Origin of the sequence: Pseudoalteromonas sp. McH1-42, from assembly GCF_022347845.1 — a bacterium.
GTDB classification, from domain to species: Bacteria; Pseudomonadota; Gammaproteobacteria; order Enterobacterales; family Alteromonadaceae; genus Pseudoalteromonas; species Pseudoalteromonas rubra_D.
In genome coordinates, this window is the sequence record NZ_JAKRFU010000004.1 from 167312 (window position 1) to 193325 (window position 26014).

21 protein-coding genes are annotated in these 26014 nt (G+C 45.8%); 17 read left to right on the top strand and 4 right to left on the bottom strand.

Translation table 11 applies throughout. The features are described 5' to 3' along the window. The first annotated feature begins 250 nt into the window (after nucleotides 1-250). Together MHN31_RS05125 and adk are read left to right on the top strand one after the other, a co-directional pair. The gene (locus MHN31_RS05125) at nucleotides 251-1150 is read left to right on the top strand and encodes an EamA family transporter (RefSeq protein WP_239443620.1); all 900 of its coding nucleotides are present in this window, start codon (nucleotides 251-253) and stop codon (nucleotides 1148-1150) included. 198 nt (nucleotides 1151-1348) lie between these two features. Further along, the gene (gene adk, locus MHN31_RS05130) at nucleotides 1349-1993 is read left to right on the top strand and encodes an adenylate kinase (protein WP_010385354.1); all 645 of its coding nucleotides are present in this window, start codon (nucleotides 1349-1351) and stop codon (nucleotides 1991-1993) included. Nucleotides 1994-2053: 60 nt separating this feature from the next. Here adk and cmoB read toward each other — a convergent pair whose 3' ends face one another. Then, nucleotides 2054-3022, bottom strand: coding sequence for a tRNA 5-methoxyuridine(34)/uridine 5-oxyacetic acid(34) synthase CmoB (gene cmoB, locus MHN31_RS05135; protein WP_125561294.1), 969 nt, complete (start codon nucleotides 3020-3022; stop codon nucleotides 2054-2056). A gap of 10 nt (nucleotides 3023-3032) precedes the next feature. Then, on the bottom strand, nucleotides 3033-3758 hold the full coding sequence (cmoA, locus tag MHN31_RS05140) for a carboxy-S-adenosyl-L-methionine synthase CmoA (RefSeq protein WP_239443621.1): 726 nt from the start codon (nucleotides 3756-3758) through the stop codon (nucleotides 3033-3035). 125 nt (nucleotides 3759-3883) lie between these two features. Between cmoA and MHN31_RS05145 the strand changes: the two genes are divergently transcribed. Then, nucleotides 3884-4570 (top strand): DUF3334 family protein, encoded by a 687-nt coding sequence (locus tag MHN31_RS05145; RefSeq protein WP_049866285.1) that lies wholly within the window; start codon nucleotides 3884-3886, stop codon nucleotides 4568-4570. Nucleotides 4571-4608: 38 nt separating this feature from the next. Here the strand turns inward: MHN31_RS05145 and MHN31_RS05150 are convergent, their stop codons facing one another. After that, a complete protein-coding gene (locus MHN31_RS05150) occupies nucleotides 4609-8523 on the bottom strand; it encodes a PAS domain-containing hybrid sensor histidine kinase/response regulator (protein WP_239443622.1) in 3915 nt (1304 codons plus the stop codon). A gap of 108 nt (nucleotides 8524-8631) precedes the next feature. On the opposite strand from MHN31_RS05150, the gene MHN31_RS05155 reads away from it, so the two are divergent. From MHN31_RS05155 to MHN31_RS05190, 8 genes are all read left to right on the top strand, one after another. Further along, nucleotides 8632-9744, top strand: coding sequence for a hybrid sensor histidine kinase/response regulator (locus MHN31_RS05155; protein WP_239443623.1), 1113 nt, complete (start codon nucleotides 8632-8634; stop codon nucleotides 9742-9744). Nucleotides 9745-9923: 179 nt separating this feature from the next. Next, nucleotides 9924-10766 (top strand): 2OG-Fe(II) oxygenase family protein, encoded by an 843-nt coding sequence (locus MHN31_RS05160; protein WP_125561285.1) that lies wholly within the window; start codon nucleotides 9924-9926, stop codon nucleotides 10764-10766. A 490-nt stretch (nucleotides 10767-11256) separates the two neighbouring features. Further along, nucleotides 11257-12168 (top strand): BadF/BadG/BcrA/BcrD ATPase family protein, encoded by a 912-nt coding sequence (locus MHN31_RS05165; protein WP_138536881.1) that lies wholly within the window; start codon nucleotides 11257-11259, stop codon nucleotides 12166-12168. A gap of 3 nt (nucleotides 12169-12171) precedes the next feature. Next, a complete protein-coding gene (gene nagA / locus MHN31_RS05170; RefSeq protein ID WP_138536883.1) occupies nucleotides 12172-13290 on the top strand; it encodes an N-acetylglucosamine-6-phosphate deacetylase in 1119 nt (372 codons plus the stop codon). Between the two features lie 65 nt (nucleotides 13291-13355). Then, the gene (locus tag MHN31_RS05175; RefSeq protein WP_125561279.1) at nucleotides 13356-14477 is read left to right on the top strand and encodes a DUF5009 domain-containing protein; all 1122 of its coding nucleotides are present in this window, start codon (nucleotides 13356-13358) and stop codon (nucleotides 14475-14477) included. Between the two features lie 274 nt (nucleotides 14478-14751). Continuing rightward, nucleotides 14752-15546 carry a glucosamine-6-phosphate deaminase gene (gene nagB / locus MHN31_RS05180; protein ID WP_010385341.1) on the top strand — a complete coding sequence of 265 codons (795 nt, stop codon included), beginning with the start codon at nucleotides 14752-14754 and terminating at the stop codon, nucleotides 15544-15546. Between the two features lie 115 nt (nucleotides 15547-15661). Next, a complete protein-coding gene (gene nudC, locus MHN31_RS05185) occupies nucleotides 15662-16606 on the top strand; it encodes an NAD(+) diphosphatase (RefSeq protein WP_239443650.1) in 945 nt (314 codons plus the stop codon). Nucleotides 16607-16633: 27 nt separating this feature from the next. Then, on the top strand, nucleotides 16634-17803 hold the full coding sequence (locus MHN31_RS05190) for a cystathionine beta-lyase (protein WP_049864572.1): 1170 nt from the start codon (nucleotides 16634-16636) through the stop codon (nucleotides 17801-17803). Nucleotides 17804-17847: 44 nt separating this feature from the next. On the opposite strand, the gene sbcB is transcribed toward MHN31_RS05190, so the two are convergent. Further along, complete coding sequence (sbcB, locus tag MHN31_RS05195) at nucleotides 17848-19299, bottom strand: exodeoxyribonuclease I (protein WP_239443624.1); 1452 nt, start codon at nucleotides 19297-19299, stop codon at nucleotides 17848-17850. A 656-nt stretch (nucleotides 19300-19955) separates the two neighbouring features. Here sbcB and MHN31_RS05200 point away from each other — a divergent pair. The 6 genes from MHN31_RS05200 to MHN31_RS05225 all read left to right on the top strand — a co-directional run bounded on the left by MHN31_RS05200 (nucleotide 19956) and on the right by MHN31_RS05225 (nucleotide 25940). After that, nucleotides 19956-20597, top strand: a complete 642-nt coding sequence (locus MHN31_RS05200) for a hypothetical protein (protein WP_239443625.1) — start codon at nucleotides 19956-19958, stop codon at nucleotides 20595-20597. Between the two features lie 90 nt (nucleotides 20598-20687). Then, nucleotides 20688-21788, top strand: coding sequence for an AAA family ATPase (locus MHN31_RS05205; RefSeq protein ID WP_239443626.1), 1101 nt, complete (start codon nucleotides 20688-20690; stop codon nucleotides 21786-21788). Between the two features lie 537 nt (nucleotides 21789-22325). Further along, a complete protein-coding gene (locus MHN31_RS05210; RefSeq protein ID WP_239443627.1) occupies nucleotides 22326-23405 on the top strand; it encodes a hypothetical protein in 1080 nt (359 codons plus the stop codon). Nucleotides 23406-23700: 295 nt separating this feature from the next. Then, complete coding sequence (locus MHN31_RS05215) at nucleotides 23701-24114, top strand: hypothetical protein (protein WP_239443628.1); 414 nt, start codon at nucleotides 23701-23703, stop codon at nucleotides 24112-24114. 286 nt (nucleotides 24115-24400) lie between these two features. Further along, nucleotides 24401-24559, top strand: a complete 159-nt coding sequence (locus MHN31_RS05220; protein ID WP_155946329.1) for a hypothetical protein — start codon at nucleotides 24401-24403, stop codon at nucleotides 24557-24559. Nucleotides 24560-24944: 385 nt separating this feature from the next. Continuing rightward, nucleotides 24945-25940 (top strand): hypothetical protein, encoded by a 996-nt coding sequence (locus MHN31_RS05225; protein WP_239443629.1) that lies wholly within the window; start codon nucleotides 24945-24947, stop codon nucleotides 25938-25940. Nucleotides 25941-26014 lie beyond the last annotated feature (74 nt).

Genomic DNA, 26014 nt, shown 5'->3' on the forward strand with positions numbered 1-26014 from the left:
TGAAATAATTTTGCAATAAAACTTGGTTAAAAATTTTTATTTTGCTTGATTTTTGCATAGCATTGTCGTTGTATTCGGTAATTTTACATGAATGTACCTTTTTAGTAAAAACTCGCGACAGTTAGGTTTATTGTTCTGTTAATTGCAATTATTTGCGCCAACCCATTTTGATTTTGTTTTAGAAGCTGTGCTAGCGTTGTAGTTTGGACCCGAAATAGGGGAGGGGGCGTCTCAGGTGCAGGAAGGAAGTATGGATTTTAAAAGTATCATGTGTGCACTATTGGTGGTGACAGTGTGGGGGGTTAACTTTTCAGTGATCAAACTGGGACTGGAAGAGTTGCCACCTATTTTATTCTCCGGTTTGCGCTTTTTGATTGTGGCAATTCCAGCCGTGTTTTTTATTCCCTTTCCAAAGACCTCTGTGTGGCATGTGTTTGGGGTTGGCTTGTTTCTCGGTGTCATCAAGTTTGGCTTGTTATTTGTTGCAATGGAAAGTGATGCCTCAGCAGGCATTGCCTCCTTATTGCTTCAGGCACAGGTGGTGTTTACGATTGTACTGAGCGCACTGGTACTGAAAGAGCAAGCTAGTCGGTTTCAGATTGTCGGCGCCGTCATTGCGTGCGGTGGGTTTGGCATGTTCTTTATGAGTCAGACCGGTAGTGTGACTTTGCTGGGGATAGCATTAATCCTGTGCGCGGCCTTAAGCTGGGCGGTGTCGAATCTGATTATGAAGCAGTTACAGCAGGTTAACTTATTACATTTCATGGTCTGGGTTAGTGTGGTGGTCCCTTTACCTCTGTTTGCCTTGTCCTATTATCTTGAAAACGATACGCCGATAAACCTTGTTTTAAGCAGCAGTGGACAGACCTGGCTGGCGTTACTTTATGTGGGGCCTGTTTCAACTTTGTTAGCATTTGCACTACGGGGCTGGCTGCTTGGTAGGCATCGCGCTGCCGCAGTTACCCCGTTTGCGTTACTCATTCCTTTGGTTGGCATCGTGAGTGCCAGTGTGATCCTGAACGAGCAGGTCGACACATTTGAGTTGATTGGTGGGGCTGTGATCCTCTGTGGTCTGACATTTTCCGTATTAGGCGAGCGGCTATTTCAATTCTTTTCAAACACAGCACCAGTAAAACGAAAAGTCAGCTGACAAATTTACCAGAGCGGGTGCAGTTAAATTGACCAGTTGCCTTTGCTAATCCGAATATTGCGACCTGGTGGACGAATTTTGTTCGTCCTGTAGCAATCAGCGCTAGACAATTGGTCTAAGTCCCTTGAGTATCCCAGCTCAATGTGAAAAAATTCGACACAATTAAAATCCAGTTAACTCACATACGAGGAACACACTATGCGCATTATTTTGCTAGGCGCGCCGGGTGCAGGTAAAGGCACTCAAGCTCAATTTCTAATGGAAAAGTACGGTATTCCACAAATTTCAACAGGCGATATGCTACGCGCTGCGATCAGCGAAGGTACACCGCTGGGTCTGGAAGCCAAAAAAGTGATGGATGCAGGTCAGCTTGTATCTGATGACATCATCATTGGTCTGGTAAAAGAGCGCGTTGCAAAAGAAGATTGTGCGAATGGTTTCCTGCTAGATGGCTTCCCGCGTACTATCCCTCAGGCAGATGCAATGAAAGAAAATGGCATTGCTGTTGATCACGTTATCGAGTTCGACGTTGCTGATGAAATCATCGTAGAGCGTATGAGCGGTCGCCGCGTGCACCCAGCTTCTGGCCGTGTATACCACGTTGTGTACAATCCACCAAAAGTGGAAGGCAAAGACGATCAGACAGGTGAAGATCTGATCATTCGTGCTGATGACACAGAAGAAACAGTGCGTAAGCGTCTTGGTATCTACCACGACCAGACCAAACCACTGGTAAGCTACTACCAGTCTGAAGCGGATGCAGGCAATACTCAGTACCACAAACTGGATGGTACTCAGGCTGTTGAAGCGGTAAGCCAGCAACTTGCTGAGCTGCTAGGCTAATTTACTGCCCACATAAACAGAAAAAGCCAGCCTATACGCTGGCTTTTTTGTGTTTGACTATCAGGCTTTTGCGACAATAATTGCCCTGAGCGGAGCCGGGTAACCCTCAATGGTCTTACTGGGGTCGTTTGGATCCAGGAAGTCGGCCAGCGATTCGGTTTGCATCCACTCGGTACGTCTTTGTTCATCCAGCGAGGTCACGTCTTTGTCGACCACCTGTATGTCTTTAAAGCCAACGCGTTGCAGCCACAAAGCAAGCGCATCACAGCTTGGAATGAACCATACGTTACGCATTTTTGCGTAGCGATCTGTGGGTACCAGGACGGTGTTAACATCACCTTCGATGACCAGAGTTTCCAATACCAGTTCACCACCCGGGCGCAACTGAGCTTTTAGCTGAGCCAGGAAGTCAATGGGGGAGCGGCGATGATACAGAACACCCATTGAGAAGACCGTGTCAAAGGCTTTCAACTCGGGGAGCTGCTCCACGCCCAACGGCAACAGATGGACGTTGGGATCTGGATTAAAGTGTTTGATCGCCTGAAACTGACTCAAAAACAGATCTGAAGGATCAATGCCCACCACAAACTCAGCCCCCGCACCGCGCATTCGCCACAGGTGATAACCAGAGCCACAGCCGATATCTAACACATTGCGGCCATGTAAATCGCTGATATGAGGCAATAAGCGATCCCATTTCCAGTCGCTGCGCCATTCAGTGTTTATGTCGATACCATGAACATGAAAAGGACCTTTGCGCCATGGCATCATGCGTTTGAACAGATGTGTCAGCTGCTTTTGATGCCCGTCAGAAATGGGGGTTTGGCGAGTAAAAGAGACTTTGCTCTGAATATCAACCTGGTCAGCAGGTAAATCAGGCAGGTTTTTTAATACTTTTTCCCATTGTGGCCAGTCGCCATGCTGCGCTTCTTTTTGCCAATGAGACAGTTGCGCTGGCAGTGTTTCCAGCCAGTGACTGAGTGGGCTTTTTGCAATGGCGGCGTAAAAATCGGTAAACCAGGAATTCATAGTCTTTCTCTTATTTAATCGCAATCATGGAGCAGAAGTTAAAGCACTGATACCACACCTGGGTGTGAGTAAACCCAATCTCCTCGAGGCGATTTCTATGGGCGCTCAGGCTGTCAGTACGCATCACGTTTTCAATGGCAGTACGTTTTTGGCTGATCTCGAGTTCTGAATAGCCATTGTGTCGCTTGAAGTCATGGTGAAGATCAATTAACAGATTGTCTTTGATATCATTTTCGCCTTTGATTTTCTCAGAGAGCAACAGTACACCGCCAGGCTTAAGTCCCTGGTATATCTTTTTCAGTACCGTGGCTCTTTGGTCCTGAGGAATGAACTGTAAAGTAAAGTTCATAGCAACGACGCTGGCGTTGTCGATCGCTAATTCGTTGATGTCGCCCAGCTGCACATCTACCGGGACATCGGACTTAAAGCCCTTAAGATGCATCTGACAGCGCTCAACCATAGGCAAAGAGTTGTCTACTGCGATAATGCGGCAGTTTTCTTTATCGATATTACGGCGCATACTTAGGGTTACTGCGCCCAGTGAGCAGCCCAAATCATACAGGTTAGAGTTACTCTGAGCATACTGTCCTGCCAGCTTGCCCATGGTACTGACTATGGTGGCATAACCCGGCACTGAGCGCTGGATCATGTCCGGAAATACTTCTACTACGTTTGCGTCGAAGGTGAAGTCTCTGACTTCTTGCTCTGTGGCATATATACTGTCTTTGCCCGTCACACTGCTAGTCCAATTTGTCTTAGAAAAAAATAATCATGCTATTTTAGCATTTTATACTAGATAGTCAGTGATAAATTGAGTAGCTTGGCTAGTATTAACAATAAGAAGTAAGTTAGAGAACCAACATGGCGAAAAATAAAGTGATCAGCACAGAAGATATCCTATCCACACTTTGTCACTCAGTGACTGAGGTTTTGTCCTCGGCCAGTGGCAATCAGATTGCCTATTCGGCAATGGTACAGAAGATCACCCGTACCTGTATGCGTCCAGATATTGGTTGTTTTGTCCTGTTTGATGGCGGTTTTACCGGTCTGGTTGTGACCAACTTTACTGCCCAGGCTGCAATGGAAGTGTATCAGGACTATATGCGTTCAATGGGTATGCCGGAGAGTGAAATCGCACAAAGTCATTTGTCAGACGACGTATCCAACGTGATGGGGGAGCTGATGAACCAGATCGTGGGTGACTTCACCAGCAAAGTGCGTGAGCAACTGCATACCTCTATCACACAGAACCAGCCTAAAATGATGGCGATCAATAAGCAGGTTCAGATATCGGTCGATACGACCATGGACAGGCCACAGGCACGCCGCGTGACCTTCACCACACAGGGCCAGAATATTTTCTATCTGGAGCTGGCAATGGACAAGACTGAGTTTATCAAGCTACACGATTACGATATCACAGAAGCTGTAGACCCGGATGATATCATCGCTAGTCAGAGATCGAAAAAGGCAGAACCTGCTAAAAAAGCTGAGTCGCCAGCAGAAGATGTGGCAGACGACGACTTTATGGCAGACCTTGGATTATAACGAGTAACATCTTACCTTCTCTGGGCAACAGGCCTTGTCTAATCTACCGCAGCGCTGCCTGACAAGGCCTGCTGCGGCACATAAGGCTCAAGTAAAGAGTGGGCTTTTTCAAACTCATACTGAGTAATCAGCGCTTTTAACTCATCTAACACAGCGCCAGGCAGTGGTGCGTCGTCGTGCAGTGATGTGACTAATTCAGTGGCAGATGAGTCGTACTCTCTCAGCGCCTTAGCTAGCGCTATCAAAGGTGCTTCAGTCGGCTCTGAGTGAGTGTCTGAGGTACTGTTCGCAGCGCTTTGCGTCGCTGCGTTTTGAGCGTGTGTAATACCAGATTCAATATGATGTGTAATCTGGGCATGACAGTCTCTGATGTAATCCAGCAAATTGTCTATCTGTGTCCCGTCGAAACGAGCGTCCTTAAGCTGAGATTCCAATTCAGCGCATTGACCAGTCAGAAAGGTCATAGATAAGTTTGCACTTGCGCCTTTCAGTGCGTGGAGTATGTGTTCTGCAAGCTCTGTGTTGCCTATCGTGATGGCCTGTTTGAGGTTGATAAGCTCTTCTATCTGCTGTTTAACAAACTTCTCAAGCAGTGAAAAATACACCTTCCGGTTGCCAGCTGCCCGGTTAATACCGGCTTCAATATCTATCCCGTCAAACGTACTTGCCTCGGTTTCTGTGTTCTGTACTGTGGCATCTTGACGTTCTGCGGAGACTGGTATCGGGTTAACGTCATCTCGTTCCTGTTTCCGAGTATGGGCCAGGATTGTCGCAACCATATTCTCCACATCGATAGGTTTTGCAATGTGACCCACCATCCCCGCATCCAGACAGGTCTGAATGTCATCTTGCATGGCGTTGGCCGTCATGGCCAAAATGGGAGGTTGGGCTGTGTTGGTAAGTTGACCGATTGCACGTGTTGCTTGTAGTCCATCCATAACCGGCATTTGCATGTCCATCAGCACAATATCAAATGTGGCACTTTGTACCGCATTAAACGCCTCCTGACCATTGTTAGCAACCTCCACCGTTGCACCATGGAAAGATAAGATCTCAACCGCAATTTCCTGATTTACCGGCTGATCTTCGGCTACCAAGATGGTTAATCCGGATAGCCTGCTATCCTGGGCTGGACAACTCGTATTGAGCTGCTGTGGTTGAGGCGCCAGACAGGCTTGTAAGCAATCGAATACGCTGGATGGGTTAATAGGTTTCAACAGAATGCTGGAGATAATGTGCTTTTGTTCGTCTTTCAGCCCCAGCTCTCGTCCATAGGCGGTGACCAGGGCGTATTGGCTTGCCGGAGACTGGGCATGTAACTCCATAATGGTATCAATGCCGTCTTTTTGCGGCATGTGCCAGTCAATAAACGCAATATCAAAGTGCGGCTGTTGATTCCGTACGTACTCGATACAGGCGTCACCGGAAGAGAACAGCTTAGAAGCGATACCAAACTTTTTCAGCATTGCAGCCATCACTTCGCGTGCCAGGGCATTATCGTCTACTACCAGCGCCATTTTATCTTTGAAGTGTTCAGCAGGCTGACTCAAAAGACGGGTAGGGGTTGCAAAGGGCAACGGCAAGGTAAAGTAGAACGTAGACCCTTTACCCAGTTCGCTCTCGACAAAAATTTCGCCACCCATTAGTTTCACCAGATGTTGTGAAATCGTCAGCCCCAGACCCGTGCCGCCGTATTTGCGGGTAATGGAGGTATCTGCCTGCGCAAATGATTGGAATAACCGGGTTTGTTGCTCCTGGCTTAACCCTATTCCGGTATCAATGACACTGAAAAGCAGCCGGGCACTTTGTTCATCCTCACTCTGATAGCTAATGTTGACGGTGACATGGCCTTGCTCCGTGAACTTCACAGCATTACCAGCCAGATTGATTAGCACCTGACTGATACGCAGAGGGTCGCCGATATAGTCATTGGCCACATCCGGATGAACATCAAACACTAATTCCAGTTGCTTTTCATCTGCCTTGAAGCCCACGATAGTTGCCACATTATCCAGCACTTTATCAAGTTGAAAATGGGTTGATTCAATTTCGACTTTACCCGCTTCGATTTTCGAGAAGTCCAGAATGTCATTCAGGAGTTTAAGCAACTGCTTAGCAGCATTGTCAATTTTCTCAACATAACTGCGCTGTTTGATATCAAGCTGTGTATTCAGCGCCAGGTGCGCCATACCTATAATGGCATTCATAGGGGAGCGAATCTCGTGACTCATATTGGCAAGAAACTCACTTTTTACTTTGGCATTTTTGTCAGCGAGCTCTTTGGCTGCGAGCATGTTGCGTTCCAGCTCATTACGTTCAGTCATGTCTAAAAAGGTGCCCACTACACCGCCAACCTCTTTAAACCCATCAAAGAAGGGGGCTTCATGAACGATTAGCTCTCGTGATTCCTGCTGACCGTTTTCCAGCTTCAGCTCAAACTGATGTTGTGCCTGCTGCTCTATCGTATAACGAGACTTTTGCTCCAGATAACCTGTGGTGTAAACGTCGAACACGTCCTGTATGCGCATACCGGTTACTTCGGCTTCAAATAGATCCAGAAAATCCAGAAATGCTCGGTTAACACCTAAAAAGGTGCCATGAATATCCCGATAATAAGTGGGGTTGGGAATGGCATTCAGAATGTGCAGCATCATTTCAAGATGCTGTGACAGGGCTGTTTCAGCTGCAAGCTGTTGTTGGGCATTTTCACAAAGCTGTATCTGGATAGCGAGGTCTTCGCACAGCTGCTGGATACTGCTTTGTTGCTCACAATCGAAGTGCTCAACACTGGCAATATACAATGCACCTCTGAGCTGGTTGTTGACCAGCAAGGGATACAGTGCTGCGCTTTTTATTGAAATAACTACGGCACCTGCTTTTACTTCAAAGGCGCTGCTGCCAGCGTCCAGACTCTGGCGTGTTAATGTACGACATAATTGAGCGTATTGGATACTCAGGTCATCTAAGCAGGGTGGGCAGCCAATGGTTTGAATTGGTATCAGTGTATTTTCATCTGTGTTACAAATAGCCACGCTGGGAGCGGCATAATGGGTGGCGAAAAATTCCAGAGCAAAACGCCGTAGCTCATCCGGATCACGGCTATGTCTGATCCCCTGATTAAACATTTCTCGTAATTTAGCGATTTCTATTCGATTGTGAAGTTTGTCATGCATCTTTCCAACAACATTTGCCAGCCCACTGAGCTCAGTGCCAAGTTGTTCGGGGAGTTGTAATTTTGTATTGCCCGTCTGGTTGGCATTGTGTAAAGCCAGATATAGCCTTTGCAGCGGCTCGAACAGTCCGAAGTTGCTCCACCAGGCCGCCAATAGCGTGGCTGCGCTAAGCAGTACAACGCCCCAGATAATGAGTGTCTTGAGCTGCACAAAAATATAGTCTTTATCAGCACGCAATTGTCGACTTTGTTGCATGAAGAGCCCATTCAATTGCTCTAACTCAGCCGTTATGTGCTTTAGTTCTGTGTAATAATGTGCCAAATTAAATGGTGAAGCGACTAAATTTGGTTGATTGAGCTCAGCATAGGTCTGGATAAAAAGCTGTCTCAGGTCACTATGCAGCGTTGCAAGCTGAGCAGCCGAAGATTCAACTGGCAGAGCGGCAATGGCCTCGAGCAGGCTGACTGGTTTCTGGTTTGCCTGCGCGATATCTGGCGAGATCGGTGTACCCGTGACGAGCGATAACTCGGACGTACTGAATATGGCCAGTTTTTTGAGTTGATCGGGCTGCGACTTATTCAGGTATAGAGCAAGCTGAACAGTGTGGCTTTGCGCATGCGCTGTGAGGCTGGATGAGACAGTGCTGAGGGTAGTAAGGTTGTCGAGCTTTTCATTAATGGGCGCTATTTTGGCAAAATTAAGAAGGAGTAATAAGGCTGCAATAATCAACAACGACAGTATCACCGAATAAACGATATTTACTCTAAATCTTACACCCATATATACGCCACACCGTTGAGTTTACTAACATAGTAACCATAGTCGCGTGCGGCCATTTCTCAAGCTATGCTTACTGAAAGTGTGCAAAGCAATGAGGAGGATAAAGGAATGGCAGACATTTTGGTGGTTGATGATGTTGCTGAAAACCTGCACATGCTGCAATTGATCCTGCGCCAGCAAGGACATACGGTACTGGCGGCGATAAATGCTGAAATAGCCTTAAACATTATTAAGCGTAAACCACCTGAACTGGTGATCACGGATATAAAAATGCCTGGGACGTCAGGCATTGAACTGTGTAAGATACTGAAAACGGAAAAACATACCAGTCATATCCCGGTGGTTTTTGTCAGCGTCCACAGCGACACCGACTGGATAGTCGAAGCACTCCACGCAGGCGGCAACGATTATATCACCAAGCCTTTTATTCCAGCCGAAATCCTCGCCAGAGTTGATACCCAAATAAAATTACTGGATGCACAAAAAAGTGCGGTTAAGCAGCAGCTTTCTCAGGTCATGAACGAAATGGTTATAGGGGTTGCCCATGAAATAAATACGCCACTGGGAACGGCCATCACTGCGGTGAGCCATTGTTCTGATACGGTGCATAAACTCATATCAGCTTTGCAAACCAATAGCGCCGACCCGGAGGTATTTGCAGATAAGCTGGCACAATGTGACACCAGTCTGGCGTTAAGCCAGAAAAACCTGACTCGGGTGGCAAAATTTGTCTCTATGGTGAAGCAGATTGCCCGGGTAGAGTGTCCAGTGTCACCGACTCGAGTGAACCTGAGCGACCTTGCTGACAAAGTCCACAGTGCTTGGTCGGACAAACCCGTTGATGTCCATGTCGCTGTCAATCAGAACCAGGTAGCAGTGTTTGATGGTGGGTTAGTGGCATCGGTATTAGACACTTTGATTGCCAATTCTCTATCTCATGGCCGCCAGGAGGGGGCGCTTCAGGTGAATATCGTGATCTCAATAGAGGATGGGGTGCTGAGTATCAGCTGTGCGGATAATGGCTTAGGGCTAGATGGGATTTCGGAAGAAGACATGCTCAAACCGTTTGTGACGACAAAACGAGGCAACACTGGCCATGTGGGACTGAGCGCTTCGGTGGCGGCTAATTTGATTGTTAATGCTTTGGACGGCACGTACAGTGTGCGCAATCACCAGCATGGTCTGGAGTGGCAAATATCTTTGCCCGTGGATGCAGTTTGATCTGAGTCAATCAGGGGGATTATTGAGGGAGTGGGCGGACATAAGTCCTTATCTGCGGCGGTGTATTTCTCTAAGCTCGCGAGCAAGATTTTATCTTAATTCAAAAAGTTAATTTTCAATGTTCGAGTTGCAGTTAATTTTTTGAATTTAAGTCACGTTAATATATCGGTGGAACCATTATGCAACAGCTACCTACAGTTGACTATCAAGCGCCTGACGCGGCGAAACAATTTGTTGAATCTCTGCGCTCTACGGGCTTTGGTGTACTAAAGAATCACCCAATTCCTCAGGAACTGGTTGAGTCTATCTATAAAAACTGGCAAGAATTCTTTAACTCAGAAGAAAAGCACGCGTTTTTATTTAATAAAGAAACGCAAGACGGTTATTTTCCGCCTGATGTATCTGAAGTTGCAAAGGGCTTCACAATTAAAGATATTAAAGAGTACTTCCACGTTTATCCAAAAGGTCGCGTACCGGCGCAGCTGGATGCGGAAATTCGTGAGTACTACCGTCTGGCAAATGAATTTGCGGCGCAGCTATTAAGCTGGGTACAGGCCGAAGCGCCTGAAGATGTGCGTGCCAAGTTCTCGATTGATCTAAAAGACATGATCAAAGATTCTGAGCAAACGCTACTGCGTGTTTTACACTATCCGCCGATGACAGGTGACGAAGAACCAGGTGCTATCCGTGCAGCAGCACATGGCGATATCAACCTTTTGACGGTGCTACCCGCAGCAAATGAGCCAGGTCTGCAAGTACAAAGACAAGACGGCAGCTGGTTAGACGTGCCGTGTGACTTTGGCAACTTGATCATTAACATTGGTGATATGTTGCAAGAAGCGTCTGGTGGTTATTTCCCGTCTACTATTCACCGAGTGATCAACCCAACGGGTAAAGCCAGTGATAAGTCGCGCATCTCGCTGCCGCTTTTCTTGCATCCTCGTCCTGACGTAGTACTGTCTGAGCGCTATACAGCTGATAGTTATCTGCAAGAACGTCTTCAGGAGCTGGGCGTTAAATAACCCTGATTAGCTTATCCGAATGGGTGTATCACCAATAAGGATGAGTTGAGCCTGACAGGCATATTAAACGGCGCGAAAGCGCCGTTTTGCGTTTCGAAATATACTTGCGTAGCACTCTGTATTAATCGGTCTTCAGTTGTAGAGAGTCGGCGTGTAGCAAACAGTGTTAAAATTTCTCATAGCGCTCGTTGTGATGTCACCATCTCTAGATTGGCGACGCCATTTATCAAATGGGTATTAAATCAAGCTGGTGTCCTGTTCCTGAATATGCCGGATTTTGTCGAAGAAAAAGGACAATATTCAGTTCCTTGCAAAAATTTTTCTGACAATTAAGCAAAAGTATGCAATATTAAAATTTTTCACACTGCGAAAAAATAATAAAAAACTTAATGACAACGCTGTCATTTGTTGTGTAACATCAAATCAACATGACTGAATACTGGTTGCCTTTGGATGAGGAGGCACCAATCACACTTTTAGGGGTCGCTACATGATGGCTAAACAGGTTGAACATGACCAGTTATATATAGGTATCGATGGTGGAGGGACGAAATGCCGTGCCACCATATACTCTGCAATACATGGCGTACTAGGCACTGGTCTTGGCGGTCCTGCGAATCCGCTGCACGGATTTGAAAGAACCTTAGAGTCAATCATGGTTTCTACTCAACTGGCATTGCAGGACGCAGGACTCAGAGTAGAGCAGGTACATGAACTCAATGCGGGTTTAGGCCTTGCAGGCGTTAATCTACCTAGCTTATATGACAAAATTATGCGCTGGGATCACCCGTTTAAACAGATGTTTTTGACCACCGACTTGCATACAGCGTGTATCGGTGCACATGAAGGTGAAGATGGCGCAGTGATTATCACCGGAACTGGCTCTTGTGGCTTTGTGCTGGTGGATGGTAAAAGTGCTAATTATGGTGGACATGGCTTTGCTCAGGGAGATATTGGCAGTGGCTCCTGGATGGGTCTGGAAGCTGTAAAAGCCGTATTGTTGGACTTGGACGGGTTAGGGCCAAACACAGTACTATCGCAGGTTTTCTTACAGCATTTCAACACCAATACTGCGATGGGCATTGCTGAGCAAATGGCAGGGCAACCATCTAGCAGTTACGCCAAACTGGCGCGCTATGTATTGGATGCAGCGAAAAGCGGAGACTCGCTTGCCTTGGAGATTGTTAAAACCGGTGCTGACTATGTAAGTCGCCTTGCGCGCAAACTTCTGGAGAACAACCCGCCCAGGCTTTCAATGATTGGTGGTTTATCTGAGCCACTTAGCCAGTGGTTAGATCCGGAAGTGGCAAATCAAGTAGAGCTGCCAAAGCAGCCGCCTGAAATGGGCGCTATTTACTTCGCCATGCAAAGCATTCAACGTCAATCGGAGCACTTGGTATAAAACATGAACAGATTTTTGGCCAGCCGTTTGTTTGACGGCACACAATTTAAAAACGATGTTGAGTTTGTTGTCGACAATGGCAGACTTAGATTTGAATCGCACCCGTCGAGCAGTGACGTAACGCGATTGGAAGGGCTTACCGTACCAGGTTTCATTGACGTTCAGGTTAATGGCGGCGGCGGTGGCTTTTTAAATGCTGATCCGACCTTATCGTGCCTGACAACCATTGTCACAGCACATGCGCAGTTTGGTTCAACCGCTCTGATGCCAACGCTGATCACCGATCAGATTGCCGTTATGGAGCAAGCCGCAGATGCTGTTGCAGAGGCCATTGCCCGTAAAGAACCTGGTGTTGCCGGGATCCATTTTGAAGGTCCACACCTGTCCCACCCAAAGAAGGGAACACACAGTGAGCAATTTATTCGTCCTATCTCAGAGCGTGAATTTGCTATTTATGCCCGTACAGATTTAGGGATCAAGATGGTGACTCTGGCACCGGAAACTGTGCCTCTGAGTGACATAAAACGTCTGGTTGAACTGGGCGTGAAAGTGTCGATTGGTCATTCTAATGCTGACTTTGAAACCACCATGGCTGCATTGGAAGCAGGGGCTGATGGCTTCACTCATTTGTTCAATGCTATGTCGGCGTATACCTCACGTGAACCCGGTGTCGTAGGTGCTGCATTGTGGGAAGACAATGCCTGGTGTGGTCTGATCGTTGACGGTCACCATGTCCATCCTGCGTCGGCAAAACTGGCTATTCGTAGTAAACAGCGCGGTAAGATCATGCTGGTAACTGATGCTATGCCTCCTGTGGGCACCGATGATCAGGAATTCGACTTCTTCGATGGCCGTAAGGTGATCCGCACGGGTGACAGATTAAATTCGACCACAGGTGAGTTAGCCGGCAGTGTTTTGGACATGGCCAGTGCGGTGCGCAATAGTGTCAATACGCTAGACGTTACCTTGTCAGAAGCGCTGCGGATGGCTTCTTTATACCCAGCACAATATTTGGGATTGGCAACTAAAGGGCGCCTTATCGACGACGCCGATGCCGACTTTGTTGTGCTCGATGACGATCTTCATGTGTTGCAGACTTTTATTAACGGGCAACGCGTATAATTTTCCCTGGGTAAAAAACCCCGCTGCAGTTTAGCGGGGATTTTTTGTTTGTGTAGGCTGTAACTATGTCAAATAATAAGAAAAGACTGGCATCACTCGATGCTTTACGCGGTATGGATATGTTCTGGATCCTCGGTGGTCAGTCCATATTTGCCGCATTGTTTGTTTTAACCGGCTGGCAGGGGTGGAAGATATTTGAAGCTCAAACGCTCCACAGTGCCTGGCATGGTTTCACTTTTTACGACCTGATATTTCCCTTGTTCATCTTTTTGTCAGGTGTGGCAATGGGACTCAGACCCAAGCGCATTGACCACCTGCCAATGGCAGAGCGTAAACCCATTTACATAAAAGCGATTAAGCGACTTGGCTTACTGTGCCTATTTGGGGTGCTATATAATCATGGCTGGGGAACAGGTATACCTGCTGATCTCGGTGAGATCCGGTATGCCAGTGTGCTTGGGCGGATTGCTATTGCGTGGTTTTTCTGTGCCATGCTGGTATGGCATTGTAGTTTGAAGACCACAGCTTTTACAGGCGTGGGTATTTTGCTGGCCTACTGGTTGCTACTTTGCTTTATTCCGGTCCCTGGTGGCAGTGCTGGTGAACTCACACCGGCAGGCAGCTGGAATGCTTGGGTCGATCAGGCACTGTTACCCGGGATTACCTATCAAAACCGTCCGGTTGATCCGGAGGGGATTTTGTCCAGCTTTCCTGCCATCGTTAATGCGATAGCGGGCGTGTTTGCAGGCCAGCTGATAGCTCAATCGGATAAACTCGGACAGTGGCAGGTAGCAGGGCGTTTGTTTGTCGCTGGTATCGTCAGCCTGGCGTTAGGCTGGCTATGGGATTTACAATTCCCGGTTAACAAAGAGTTATGGACGAGTTCTTTTGTGCTGGTCACCGTGGGCTGGAGCGCGATTTTTCTTGCCGTTTTCTTTACCCTGGTAGATATACTCAATGGTCAAAAACTGGCTTATCCATTCGTGATTATTGGCGCCAATTCTATCATTATTTATCTGGCCTCGAGTCTGGTTGACTGGGCCTTTATTAGCCGTAGTGTATTTGGCGGTATCATTAATGCTGTGCCTGCGCACTGGCAGGCATTGGTCAGTGTATGTGCTCTGCTGGCGGTTCAGCTTCTGGTATTACACTGGATGTATAAGCGTAAGATCATTGTTAGTGTGTAATAACGCAAAACATACTAACTCCAATATTTAGTTAGCAAACTCAAAATGGCCCGTTGTAAGGGCCATTTTTATTTGGCTATAAAAAAAGTACATTTTTTTATCACTTTTACTTTACAAGCGCGCTTTTTTCTCTAATAATGACAGCGTTGTCATAATGGTAATAACCTAAACAGTGTATCCCAGTTAGGTTTTGATCTGACCTTGTTTTGATTGCACGCAAAGCAAGGTTCAGATCCCATTTTTCCTGTTTGTTCACAACCTTGAGCCTTACATTATGCAAATAGTAATTCTAAAAAACGCAGCAGAAGTTGCGGCATATGGTGCCGATATTTTCACTCAACAGTTAGCACGTAACGCAGGCTCTGTATTGGGACTTGCCACAGGGTCAACGCCCGTTGCTTTGTATCAGGAACTTATCCGTCGTAACGAAGCGGGTTCGGTGAGCTTCAGCAAAGCAAAAACGTTTAATCTGGATGAATACCTTGGGTTGGATGGCGAGCACCCGCAAAGCTATCGCTATTTTATGAATGAACAGCTGTTCAATCATGTAGACATTAACAAAGATAATACGCATGTTCCGCCGGGTGATGCTAAAAACCCAATTGAAGCCTGCAAAGAATATGAAGCACAGATCAGCGCGGCGGGCGGTATTGACGTTCAGCTCTTGGGTATTGGTCGTAATGGCCACATTGGTTTCAATGAGCCTTCTTCAGGCCTGACATCACGCACTCGGGTCAAAACTCTGACTAAGGCAACCATTGACGATAATGCACGCTTCTTTGCGGCCGACGAGTACCAGCCTCATTTATCAATCACTATGGGGATCGGGACTATCCTGGACGCACGTAAAGTCGTGTTGCTTGCGACTGGCGAAAATAAAGCGGACGCCGTGCACGCCATGATAGAAGGGCCGTTAACTGCCGCATGTCCTGCGTCGGCACTGCAAATGCACCGTCACGCCGTTATTGTGTTAGATGAAGGTGCGGCCAGTAAACTAAAAGACATCGAATTCTATAAGCATATTGAAGCTGAAAACCAAAAGCTTCAGGAATATCTTGCCTCTCTGTAGTGTGATATCACACTGTAGTTCAAGCCCGTAAGGGCTTTTTTTTTGCCGCAAAGCTATTGGCATTCGGCCCAGCTATGTTAGCGTGTCCTCAAAGAACAAGAAAAGGATGAACGTCGTGCTGCACTACACGCAAATGAACCTGGATCGGGCCTCGGCTGAACGTAAAGACCCTAACTGGCTGTTGGGCCAATATGGCGAAAAAAGCCGCTGGTTATTGGTGTGGAATAATAAAAATCTGATTGTGAGTGAAAAGCGTGAATTGGCACTGTTATCTCAGTCGCAGATTGCCACACTAGACCGTGCAGAAGCTGTTTTTTTAGGTATCGACGATACACATAGCTATTTTGCACTTGATGTAAGCGAGGTGGAGCAAGAGCTGCTGCAGGGCTGCATTGATGTGAGTTTTGAAGAACACGCCGATCAACAGGCTTTTCATTTTGAAGACATGCGGACTATTGGTCCCAAGCTGGATGTTGAACTGGCCTCTGTGGGCGTGTTAGCGCGAGGGTTATGCTACTGGCATAAAACGCATCGCTTTTGTGGCCGCTGCGGTAGCCCAAATCGTTCTGTTGAAGCCGGGCATGCGCGTTTGTGTAACGACCCGGAATGCCGTCATATGACGTTTCCGCGTACCGACCCTGCTGTGATTATGCTGGTTACTTATACCTTTCCTGATGGGGTTGAGCGTTGTTTACTCGGTCGTCAGGCTCAGTGGCCTGACGGCGTGTACTCGACCTTGGCCGGGTTTGTTGATCCGGGTGAAACGCTTGAGCGAGCGGTGATCCGTGAAGTGAAAGAAGAAGCGGGGGTTGACGTTGATGAGGTGCGCTACCTTGCTTCACAGCCCTGGCCATTTCCGTCATCTATTATGCTAGGCTTTATTGCAACAGCAAAAAGTACCGAAATCTTTGTTGAGCAGGATGAACTGGAGCAGGCACACTGGTTTTCCCGGGAAGATCTCGACGGTTTTGCCGAGTGGGGAGACGATGCGCCGGGATATAAACTTACCCGAAAAGACTCTATCTCCCGATATCTGATTGAATACTGGCGTCAGCAATGATGCATCTAGTCCAAAATTGAGCACTTTATGAAGAAGAATACCAAACTGGTGGCTGTAGGCCGCAAATCCCAGTATACCAAAGGCGTTGTTAACCCGGTTGTACAACGCGCGTCGACAGTTGTTTTTGATTCCGTTGCTGATATGCAGGAAGCCATTTCCGAGCGCGGCAAGCGAACCTTATTTTACGGGCGTCGTGGCACCAATACCCATTTTGCATTGCAAGACGCCATTATGGAGCTGGAAAATGGCGCGGGTTGTGCGCTGTATCCCTCAGGGGCAGCTGCAATTTCACAAGCTTTGTTGTCATTTTTGAAAACCGGTGATCATCTGTTAATGGTGGACACTGCGTACGAACCAACGCGTGATTTTTGTGACAAGATCCTTTCCGGACTTGGCATCACAACAACTTACTATGATCCTCTGGTTGGCGCAGATATAGAGTCTCTGATCCAGGACAACACCAAAGTCCTGTTCCTGGAATCTCCGGGCTCTATCACGATGGAAGTGCAAGACGTGCCCAGCCTGGTTAAAGTGGCCAAGGCAAAGGGCCTGATTACTATGCTGGATAACACCTATGGTAATGGCTGGCATTATCGCCCGCTTGAGCATGGGGTAGATATCAGTATTCAGGCTGCCACCAAATATATTGTTGGTCATTCAGATGTCATGATGGGTGTAGCTGTTGCCAACGAAACCCTGTGGCCAACACTGCGCGAAAATTCCTATCTGCTGGGCCAGTGTACCTCGGCGGACGATGCTTATCTGGCATTGCGCGGCTTGCGAACTATGCCGGTGCGTTTACAGCAGCATGAGAAATCGGCATTGCAGGTTGCCAACTGGCTGGCGGGCCACCCGCTGGTTGATCATGTACGCCACCCAGCCTTAAAAAGTTGTCCCGGGCATGAGTTCTTTAAACGTGACTTTAGCGGCAGCAATGGCTTGTTCTCTGTCGTCATGAAACAGGGACATCGTAAAGCCATTAACCGTTTCCTCGACAGTCTGCATCACTTTAAGATGGGCTTTTCCTGGGGCGGCTTTGAGAGCCTGGTTACGGCTAACGCCAGCATGGCGCCATTGCGAAGCACTACCGGCTGGCAGCATGGCCCGGTGATCCGTTTACATATCGGTCTGGAAGATGTGGAAGACCTGATTGCCGATCTGGAGCAAGCCCTAAAGGTTTATCAGGAAAGTTTGTAACGGAAGAGGGCGGTGATAAATCACCGCCTTTTTAACCGGTTAGCTTAGAGGCTCTGAGCGTAGTGGTAGAGCGCTTTGAGTACTGCCAAATTCTTCTCATTCCCTTCATGTTCGTACACCAGGTTTTCCAGCGTGATCATAAAGTCCTGAGCATTAATAGACGGATTATCTTCGCCGTGCATCAGTTTGTTCTGACAGTATTTACGCCACTGGTCTAATTCGTTTTCAGAGAGACTCTCCGGCCAGTTTCTGGCGCGATAACGAAACAGCAGGGTGTGGAACTTAGGGTCTTCAAATTCCAGCGCCAGCGACCCTAATTCATGAGGCGGTGCACTGCGTACAATGGCCAGTTTGGCTTTGTCAGCTTTACTGATAAAGCCGTTATATAGCTGATAGTCGGGGTTGGTGGTGTCGCTAAAGTCGCCCTGATCATTAAACACTTCAGCCACCTTGTTGCGCAGCTCAGGGTTTGATTTCAGTACTTTTAGATTTTCCAGGCACTGTTCGCGGTCAATGCCCAGGCGTGCTGCGTTCTCCGGCAACAGCGTTTTAGCCGGAGCTAATATCGGACATTTGTTCAGGTGAACCAGTTTCAGACCAACCGGCAGCTCATCTTCGCCTAAGTCACTGTGCTTGGTATATAAGCGCGCCCGTAATTCTTCTACCGACAGGTCCAGCAGGACCTGTGGATCGTTAGTCAGGTTAAAGCACACCACGGCATTTTTATTGACCGGGTGAAAGCTCATCGGTGCAATCCAGCTGGTGCAACCCTGAGTGGCCGGAATACGCGAAGATGTATGAACCAGCGGCTGCATATTAAACACATCAATCAGATCGGCCAGTGCTTTTTTGCCGCGCAGTGAGAAGAAAAACTGATACAGCTTTGGCTGTTTTTCTTTGATTAATTTTGCCAGCGCGATGGTTGCGGTGACATCGCTCAGTGCATCGTGCGCATCAGCGTGTTCAATGCCATTGGCTTTGGTGAGATCTTCCAGACGAAAGCTGGGCGTGCCATCTTCTTTTTCTGGCCACACAATGCCTTCAGGGCGCAGGGCATAACAGGCACGCACCAAATCTATGATATCCCAGCGGCTGTTTCCATTTTGCCACTCGCGCTCATACGGGTCATAAAAGTTACGATACAGGCTGTAACGGGTTACTTCATCATCGAACCGGATGCTGTTATACCCAGCGACACAGGTATTGGGCTTACTGAATTCTATGTGAATTTTCGCCATGAACTCACTTTCCGGTAAACCATGCTTAAGCGCATGTTGCGGCGTGATCCCGGTCACCAGACACGCCTCCGGCTGAGGCAAATAATCCGCCGCCGGGCGACAATATTCAATCAGTGGCTCACCAATGATATTTAAGTCCAGGTCAGTGCGGATCCCGGCAAACTGACTCGGCCGGTCTTTTTGCGGGCTGGCACCCCAAGTTTCATAATCGTGCCAGTAAATTGTTGGGATATTATCAGTCAATTCTTGTGTCGCCATCAGGCTATAAATCCTATTTCTATCAACCTGTTATTCTTATTAAGGGCAGCAGGCTGCTATTCAGAGTTTGCTGTTTTTAAACCCAAGTGTGTATACAACTGCGTATTCCGCCAGGGCCCAATACAAACTCAAAAGTCTGGAAATCTAAGTCGTTGCGTCATTGTCTCATAGTGATGGGAGTAAACGGAAGAGGCCGAGTGCGCTCTTTAATGCTGAGATATCCAAAGTTTCATGCCAGCCTTGTTACTGGTGAATTTGCTTATTATTGTCTTAAACTAACTGGCCCTGTTCATATAGAACTACTTTATGACTTTATAAGCTCATAGGGGCTAGTGTTATTGTAGCGATGCGACGAGTATATTATATTGTTAACAACAAGATTAATTCTTTAAAACGTATAGAGTTAAACGGCAAGGAGCGGGTAACGGCGTTGAATGTACAATTAAGCACATTAGCAAAAGCTAAGGAACTGTGAACCAGCCTTGTACTTCGCTAAATTGGAAAATCGAATATTCCGTTTATCACCATCAACACTTTAAGCCGAGCGGCTCGATGAGAATCTTGAACCGTAAAATTGTCTGCATATCATTGCAAGGGCAGAAAGCATGATCAGTGAAGTGATTGAAGACAGGGATATCAATAAAGGGTAGCAGCAGATGACTGAACATGAAGAGTTTGGAAGTTTAATAGGTCGAATTTCTTTCAACGGCATTGATGATTTTAAAATTCACTGGGACTTGGAAGAGCTAAAACAGATAAATTTGTTTATTGGGCCAAACAATTCAGGGAAGAGTAGGATGATCAGAGAGGTCTTTCAGGCCGATAAAAACAAGATGGAACTCGGTTTTTCCGCTGAAGTAATCAGTGAATACGTGCGTCCTATATATGATAAAATGGATCGCATGGTCAAACTGAATGGCAGCGGCACTCAAGAAGCTAATTTAGCTACAAGTATACAAAATCTGATTGGGGGTGGCTCAGGTCTGGACCCAATTAAGCATTGGGGGCCTTTAATTGGGTATGCTAATCAAGATATAAATTTAAAATCACATTTTGCAGAACCTTTCTACAAGGTAGGGTTTGAAGCCAGAAAGGACTGGACTTATAAGGAGGTGGTAGATAAGTTCGAAGCTCTGAATTGGGAGACAATCTACATTCCAACGCTAAGGTCGCTCCGTTCATTCGGCAATGAAGATCATAACTTATCGCGAACAATAAAAGACTACTTTACGAATTCAGACGGCAGTTACAAAGGTGAAATCAAAGAACAAGTGTTCACTGGCCATTCGATTTATTAAGAACTAATTGAACACCTTTTAGGTGATCATAAAAAACGAAAGACAATCAAAAAATATGAGCAGTATCTATCAAAGGAGTTTTTCTTTGGAGTGGAAGTGTCACTTGTGCCTCGAGTCAACGAAGATGTTGTCTACTTTAAGGAAGGAAACTTAGAAGAGCGACCAATATATGACCTAGGTGATGGGATACAATCGATTATAATTTTAACATTCAAGATTTTTATGGCCGATGGCCCAACAATGTTCTTTATAGAAGAGCCAGAGCATTTTTTGCATGCAGGTATGCAAAGGCGTTTGCTGGAAACATTTGCTAAGCATCCAGAGCATATCTATTTTATTTCCACTCACTCAAACCACTTTTTAGATTTTGCCCAGGAAAGTGATTGCGTCTCTGTTCAGCATTGTCATAGAGAAGATAGTAGGACAGTAGTAAAACCAATGACCGATTACCAAGAGGCTCTTACCTCTTTAGGTGTAAGGGCTTCGTCTGTTCTTTTAGCCAATTGCTCAATATGGGTTGAGGGTATTACAGACCGGATGTATCTGACGTTCTTTATGAAAAAGTATATTGAAGAGAATGATGATAAGAAACATCTAAAGAGCTTTAAGGAAAACCTACATTTCATCTTTGTTGAGTATCAAGGTAGCAACATAACTCATTGGTCATTTGCTGAAACGGAAGAGGGGGAAGGTATTGAGGCTGAGAGTCTCTCTGGCAATATATACCTGATTGCAGATGGTGATATTAGAGATACTGGGAATCGGGTCGAAAAACTGAAAGAGAGCTTGCAAGAAAACTTCTGTTTGCTCGAACGTAAGGAAGTTGAAAACTACTTACCAAGCAAAGTCACTACATCAGTTGCAAAACGCCGGTTTAACGATATGCGTGATAAAACTAAAGCTGGAATATCAATAGACGGCTTTGAATACATTAATGACGAATCTTTTGACGATGAAACGCTTGGTATTGGAGCTATACTAGATAAACATTTGACTCCCGCAGACTTTCCGTTATTCGCTACCGAGTCCGGAACAATAAAAAACAAAGTGGATTTTTGTAAGGAGGCAATCGTATTTATGCAAAAGGATGAGGGGTTTAAGTTAACAGAAGAGCTTAGTGCTCTTTGCAAAGGTATTTGGGACTTTATTGAAAGAGCAAATTCAAGCGAGTTAGGCTCAAATATCCAGTAACTCTAATTGCTTTTCTTTTGGTAAGTGAGTCAAAATGATACGGCCATTCTCGCTGTATCTGCCCACGGAGGGTTTAGGTAATGCTTAAACGAAAGTGTCGCTACGAACGTAGCGTAGCACTGAGTATATACAGTGCCACCATACCTGGCAAATAACCTCACAGACTCCTGAGAATAGCCATCTAACCGGGAAAAGCACTCATCCTCGCCTTCCGAGTTTGCACAAAAAACCTTATTTTTTAAAGCTTAGCTGACAAAGGGATCTGGCTGTATGCCTTGATCTGAAAGGAACTTGGTCGTACTTCGCGATTTGTAGTGGTGGCAAGGGAGTGACATTCTAGGTCAATTACTGCCATTTTTATTTTCTGCAAGGAGCATGGTGCATTTTATCCTAGATTGTGTCCTTAATGAATAGAGGCATCATTGTGGATAGAGTAAGTTATTGATAAATTGTCTATTTTTATAATTATAACGGTATAGGATAGGGAGTGAATCATGGGTCTGTTAGGTATGATTGAGTGTAAGAAGGTGAGTTGTGATGTTTAAAGTTGATTTAGAGCGCAATGAACTAGTGGCACTTGAGCCAACTGATTATTCAGCGATTGGACTTAAAGAGCGTTTTAACATTCAAGAGTGGGTAGTAAAAACCCCATGGATTCTTGGTGAAGAACTATTGGTGATTGGTAAAGAAGTAATCTTACCCTCTGGTAAAAGGCTTGATCTATTGTGCATAGATAAAGGTGCTGCTCTGGTAATTATAGAGTTAAAGAGGGATGACTCTGGTAGCTCGGTTGAGTGGCAGGCAATCAAGTATGCGTCATATTGTTCTAACTTTCTGCCAGAAGAAATTTTTAACCAATATGCATCTTATACAGGTAAAACACCTGATGAAGCTGCAAAAAGTGTTGAAGAGTTCATAGATTCTGACATCGAAGCACTTAATAAATCACAACGTATAATATTAGCTTCTAAAGAGTTTAACTCCGAAGTAATATCTGCTGTCTTATGGCTTCGTGAGTTTGGCTTGGATATTCAATGTACAAGATTGGCGCCATACCTAGACAAAGACAATGAGCTTTTTATTAAACCAGAGACAATAATACCTCTCCCTGAAGCAAAGGATTACATTGAAAAGAAAGAGGTGAAGAATAGAAAAACGGCGATATCAAAAGGTTGGACTGGGTACTGGTTTGTAAATGTCGGTGAGGGTAAGCATAGAACGTGGGAAGATAACCTTAGATTTGGTTATATAAGTGCAGGGCAGGGGCTTATTTATTCAAAAGCACTAAAGAGGTTAAGCGTCGGAGATAAAATTTTTGCGTATATGAAGGGGGTTGGCTACGTAGGTTTTGGCGAGGTTCAAAGTGAATCAATGATGATTAAAGACTTCATTGTCGAAAATAGTAAACCACTTCTAGAGTGTGACCTTAAGTCGGAGAGCCCCGACGAAAACAGCAATAATGAATTGTTATCTGAATACGCTATAAAAATTGATTGGATAAAGACTTTTTCAGTGTCAGAGGCAAAGACTTTTTCCGGCATATTTGCTAATCAAAATGTTGTCTGTAAGTTAAGGCATGAAAGTACGCTTAACTTCTTGCTAAAAGAATTTAAGTGATTCTTTTAATAAAGAAATTAAAAACAATAGGTTAGTTCTTTTCTCCCCCATAAACTGCAAAGTATTTGTTCAAAACCTGGAAAACAGCAGGAAAAGGCAGAGTCAGTAAATGGGGGAGTTACAAACGCAATAACCTATCTAAGCAGCAGGTTTTGAACGTTAACCTTGGTGTGTCTAAACTTAAGGAAGCTATGGCAAAGCATATGGCAGGGCTGTTGAGGTCATGTGTTCTTATTGCTTACTTTGAATCAGTGACCGTTTCAGTTCCTTGTGAACCGGTAGCTCTGGAGGCTTGATGACGCGTAACCGTTCTGATCAACAGCATACCCATGTTAAGCAGTTGCTTAATAAAATGGATCCCGAAGTAGCGGCAAGTTTTAGCTATAAACAGCGTAAAGCACTGCAAAAGGTCATTGATACCAGGGACTGGCGGGGTCATGCCATTGATTTCAGGCCGACACTGGCATTACCGTTTTTACCCTGGAGTTTTTATATTGTTTTCCTGGGTGGCGTCAACCGACGCAGCCTGACTAACACCGAACGCTTTACTGCGGCCATTGTTTTCCTGGCTAGTTTGTTGATTGTTGGGCTGGTTTTAATCGGTCTCGTTTTTGTTGCGCTTTATCTGCTTAAATCCTGGCTGGGCATCGATATTTTTGCAGGCGAATCTTTGGGGCTGTGGGACTACTTTAAGGCGCTTTTTGAATAAGGTTTTGATTGTGAACGCCGAACGACGATTTCGTTGTTTTAATGGTGCTTAAATGGCGCCCTTAGTCCAAAAGTCTAACGCTGTCATTATTGTTTGTGTGAAAAAAGTTCAATATAACAAACAACTTAAAAAACAGTTACCTAAAATAATACACAGATAAAGCGGGTAAAAGTGCTTGATATTTGTTGCTAATTTAAACACATTGTTTAACTGATGAGCACAGTCAGATCATTGTGACTTCATCATCAGTCGATTAAACAATTAAAGCATTACAACAGGAAACAACATGAAACTTAAAAAGGTTAAACTAAAAACGCTCAGTCCCGGCAAAAACATCAATGCACAGCAAACCAATCAAATTGCAGGTGGTGCCAGTGCTTACAGTAAAGACTATGGTGCGTGTCACACTGCTCCCGTGTTTTGTCCGACAGCATACATCTGTTGATAAGGCAGCTTAGCCCGGATCAGTCCGGGCTTTATGGTTTCAAAGTAAACCTTTATTCATTCCTTGTGTTAGCCCATTATTCGCAAACAAGTTGGACTGTCTCTGTACAGTACAGCGTCCTATATCAACCTCACCTTTATGTAAGCCTAACTGTATATTGAGCATCATGGCCTTCTAAACAACATCAGTCATTATTGTGTTTATTCGTGCTTTCACATTTATTCAGAGTCCAGGAATTGTCCTGTATTAACGGATGAAAAAGATGATGAGTAAACAAACTTAATGTACACCGGTTGTGTCAGGTGGCTGTACCTATGGACACGATATACACTCAACAGTGGAATGTTACAGGTTGTATTTCAAACGATAATATATGGAGAGTGTTATGTTGATGCAAGACGACAATGAAAAACCAGAGGGCCCGGAGCCGGACTTTGATGGGCAAGGGCCTGAATTTGAACTCCAGGTAGACGGTGAGGTAATGTTGCTGGGCGCGGCACCAGAAGGCGAAGTGGAGCAGAAGTTTGAGGATATGGCACGGGGCCTGGCCCTTGCCGGGATCTCTGCAATTCCCTATGTTGGTAGCGCGCTTTCGGCAATCATCGGTGTTCTGACCGAACGCAAACTGGATATCTGGGCTGAAATAAAAGAGCGTGTTTATGAAGCCATTCACAGAAGTATCCTTGAAACAAAATTGAATGAAATAAAAGGTCACTACAACGGGGTGACGGAAGTCTTTAGGCAGGCCAATGATTTTCGTGGTGGGCAACGCTTTAACAAGTTAAATAACCTGTCGGATACGTTTGTTGAGAAGTTCGAGAGTATCCAGTCAAGCCTTAAAAAAGGGGACTCAGACGAAGTTGATGGAGAAGCGATTTTTTATGCGCTGCCCTACATCGTGCCATTTTGCGCGCTGGAGCTGGCGAATAGAAATATGGTGATCCGTGCAAGTTGGTGGCATGACTTGTTGAATCGCAATGTTCATAAAAAACATCATGAAGATCGTAAGAATGAGTTTGTGGCCTTTATTACCCTGTCTGCCTGGCAGTCGTTACAGTGGCGTCTTGGGCAAATTGAATTAAAGGACATGACCCAAAATCCAAATAATGCGTCGGCCTTTTACAGATACGTGGATAATTTCACTGGTAAGGAGATAAAAGGGACTGGTCCATTTAACCCGATCAGTAACCCGGATGCGGCTATTTTTAAAGAAGTGGCGGCGTACCATGAAGAAGTAAAGGAACAAACGGTCAATTTTATTATTGAGCATTCAGTCGGTTTTGTGAAGGATTGGGGAGTACCTCAAAAAGTAGAAGAGTGGGATCCTTCACCGCCTTCACCGTTTTGGTCATGGATAAAGTGGTTACTGGGTTGGAAATAAAACGGTAATAGTATCAGCCTTCCCTTTGCAATAAGCTTGTGAGGGGTTGTCTGAAGTTAATTGCCGGGAAAATA

Coding starts and splice junctions, on each gene's coding strand:
- nagA (WP_138536883.1), top strand. CDS start 12,172: ATGAACAGATTTTTGGCCAGCCGTTTGTTTGACGGCACACAATTTAAA.
- MHN31_RS05125 (WP_239443620.1), top strand. CDS start 251: ATGGATTTTAAAAGTATCATGTGTGCACTATTGGTGGTGACAGTGTGG.
- adk (WP_010385354.1), top strand. CDS start 1,349: ATGCGCATTATTTTGCTAGGCGCGCCGGGTGCAGGTAAAGGCACTCAA.
- MHN31_RS05165 (WP_138536881.1), top strand. CDS start 11,257: ATGATGGCTAAACAGGTTGAACATGACCAGTTATATATAGGTATCGAT.
- MHN31_RS05210 (WP_239443627.1), top strand. CDS start 22,326: ATGTTTAAAGTTGATTTAGAGCGCAATGAACTAGTGGCACTTGAGCCA.
- MHN31_RS05155 (WP_239443623.1), top strand. CDS start 8,632: ATGGCAGACATTTTGGTGGTTGATGATGTTGCTGAAAACCTGCACATG.
- MHN31_RS05200 (WP_239443625.1), top strand. CDS start 19,956: ATGACTGAACATGAAGAGTTTGGAAGTTTAATAGGTCGAATTTCTTTC.
- MHN31_RS05175 (WP_125561279.1), top strand. CDS start 13,356: ATGTCAAATAATAAGAAAAGACTGGCATCACTCGATGCTTTACGCGGT.
- MHN31_RS05145 (WP_049866285.1), top strand. CDS start 3,884: ATGGCGAAAAATAAAGTGATCAGCACAGAAGATATCCTATCCACACTT.
- MHN31_RS05220 (WP_155946329.1), top strand. CDS start 24,401: ATGAAACTTAAAAAGGTTAAACTAAAAACGCTCAGTCCCGGCAAAAAC.
- MHN31_RS05150 (WP_239443622.1), bottom strand. CDS start 8,523: ATGGGTGTAAGATTTAGAGTAAATATCGTTTATTCGGTGATACTGTCG.
- cmoB (WP_125561294.1), bottom strand. CDS start 3,022: ATGAATTCCTGGTTTACCGATTTTTACGCCGCCATTGCAAAAAGCCCA.
- MHN31_RS05190 (WP_049864572.1), top strand. CDS start 16,634: ATGAAGAAGAATACCAAACTGGTGGCTGTAGGCCGCAAATCCCAGTAT.
- sbcB (WP_239443624.1), bottom strand. CDS start 19,299: ATGGCGACACAAGAATTGACTGATAATATCCCAACAATTTACTGGCAC.
- nagB (WP_010385341.1), top strand. CDS start 14,752: ATGCAAATAGTAATTCTAAAAAACGCAGCAGAAGTTGCGGCATATGGT.
- MHN31_RS05160 (WP_125561285.1), top strand. CDS start 9,924: ATGCAACAGCTACCTACAGTTGACTATCAAGCGCCTGACGCGGCGAAA.
- MHN31_RS05215 (WP_239443628.1), top strand. CDS start 23,701: ATGACGCGTAACCGTTCTGATCAACAGCATACCCATGTTAAGCAGTTG.
- MHN31_RS05225 (WP_239443629.1), top strand. CDS start 24,945: ATGTTGATGCAAGACGACAATGAAAAACCAGAGGGCCCGGAGCCGGAC.